This window comes from Mesorhizobium sp. M7A.F.Ca.CA.001.08.2.1 (assembly GCF_003998455.1).
In the GTDB taxonomy this organism is placed as follows: Bacteria; Pseudomonadota; Alphaproteobacteria; order Rhizobiales; family Rhizobiaceae; genus Mesorhizobium; species Mesorhizobium ciceri.
Map to the genome: position 1 here is coordinate 1 of NZ_RZPW01000978.1, position 1,909 is coordinate 1,909.

A 1,909-nucleotide genomic window follows, 5' to 3' on the forward strand; every position below is an offset into this window, starting at 1 on the left:
GAGCCCCAGCTCTTTCCCCAATTCCTCGGCGCTGTTGATGACGACGGCGCCGGGCGGGCCTTCCATCGGCTTTTCCGGCCAGAAAATCGTCTTCATTCCCGCCGCCAGCCCTGCCATGGCGCCCGGCCAGCTATCGTCGATCGCCACCGCCTGCGCGGGGTCGACATCGGCCAGATACGCGGCGCGCAGGAATGGCTCGGCATGCGGCTTGCCTTCGCGCACGTCGTTGCGGCTGATCGTCTTCATGCCGGGGTAGATCAGGCCGATCATGCTCAAATTGGCGTCGACGATCATCCGGTCCGAATTCGAGACCACGGCCTGCTGGATGCCTCTTGCACGCAGCTCGTTGAAGATCTCGATCGCGCCGGGGCGCGGCTTCAAGCTCTCCACCAGCGGCAGGTAGTGTTCGTATTTGCGCAAGATCCAGTCGTCGAAAGGCAGGTTCAGGCCGAACTCGTCGCGCATCATCTCGTAGACCGGCCAGGCGGCGACGCCGAGCACGCGCTCATGCAGATCGTCCGGCGGGACAAGGCCGACATTGCGCATCGTCGCCACCAGGGCAGCTTCGTGCAGCGGTTCGCTGTCGACCAGCGTGCCGTCCATGTCCCAGAAAACCGCTTTCGGCGTCATGCGAGGCTCCTTTTTGCCATCCCTTAAAGGGTTTGAGCCGGGAGATAAACCTTCGGAGCGCAAGAACGTGCCGCCTGCCGGGACCGCAGCCAAGTCTCTTGGCGAGACAGACATCGTGGGGAGACGAGAAACTGGGCCGTGCCTACGCCGAGGGACAGCAAGCAATTGCCCCCGAGATTTGACAATTGCGCAGCAGGCCGTTCCCTGCGAAAGTGGGCATGGGCCGCTCTCATGACCGGCGGTCTCGGGAGGCAGGACTTTGAATAGCCGGCAGGATGGTGGCAGCAACAGGCTGGACGATGCGGCACGCGCCGGCTGGCTTTATTATGTTGCCGGCAACACACAGGACCAGATCGCTTCGACGCTTGGCATCTCGCGGCAAACGGCGCAGCGGCTGGTATCGCTGGCGGTGTCGGAGGGCTTGATCAAGGTTCGCGTCGACCATCCGATCGCCAACTGCCTCGATCTGGCGGCACGGCTGAGATCGCGCTTTGCGCTCGATCTGGTCGAAGTGGTGCCGAGCGATCCCAACTCGTCCTCGACCACGATCGGCATCGCCGAGGCGGCTGCCGCCGAGATCGAGCGACGGTTGCGTTCACCGACGCCGATCGTCATGGCGATCGGCACCGGGCGCACGCTGAAGGCGGCGATCGAGCAGCTGCCGCCGATGGAATGCCCGCAGCACAAGGTGGTGTCGTTGACCGGCAACATCTCGCCGGACGGCTCGGCCGCCTTCTACAATGTCATCTTCACCATGGCCGACAGGGTCAAGGCACGCTCCTTCCCGATGCCGCTGCCGGTCATCGCCTCGTCGCCGGAGGAGCGCGAGATGCTGCTCAACCAGCCGATGATCCAGCCGACGCTTGCGCTTGCCGCTGAGGCCGACGTCACCTTCATCGGCATCGGCGACCTCGGCCCCAAGGCGCCGCTCTACGAGGACGGCTTCATTTCGGAGAGCGAATTGAAGGCGCTGCAGAAGGCCGGCGGCATCGCCGAGATCGTCGGCTGGGTGTTCGATAGGGAAGGCCGCATGATCGAGGGCATCACCAACGACCGGGTGTCGTCGGCGTCGCTGCCGTCACGCGAGAAATCGCTGGTCATCGCACTGGCGATGGGAGAACGAAAGCTGCCGGGCATCCTGGCGGCCGCGAACCGGCGGCTGATCAACGGCCTCATCACCGATGAACGGACCGCCGCCGCGCTGCTCGCCAGCATCTGACCGGAAGCACAACTGATTTGCGATAAAACCAACCGCGCTAGCTGTGCCGCCCGAAAGGGT

General features: G+C 64.3%; 2 protein-coding genes. One reads left to right on the plus strand and one right to left on the minus strand.

Annotated features, from left to right (window positions below):
• The coding region (locus EN914_RS33760) for an HAD family phosphatase (protein ID WP_164779114.1) at positions 1-630 on the minus strand (630 nt) is incomplete at its 3' end.
• Positions 631-889: 259 nt separating this feature from the next.
• Here EN914_RS33760 and EN914_RS33765 point away from each other — a divergent pair.
• On the plus strand, positions 890-1,849 hold the full coding sequence (locus EN914_RS33765) for a sugar-binding transcriptional regulator (protein WP_013528410.1): 960 nt from the start codon (positions 890-892) through the stop codon (positions 1,847-1,849).
• Positions 1,850-1,909: the final 60 nt, after the last annotated feature.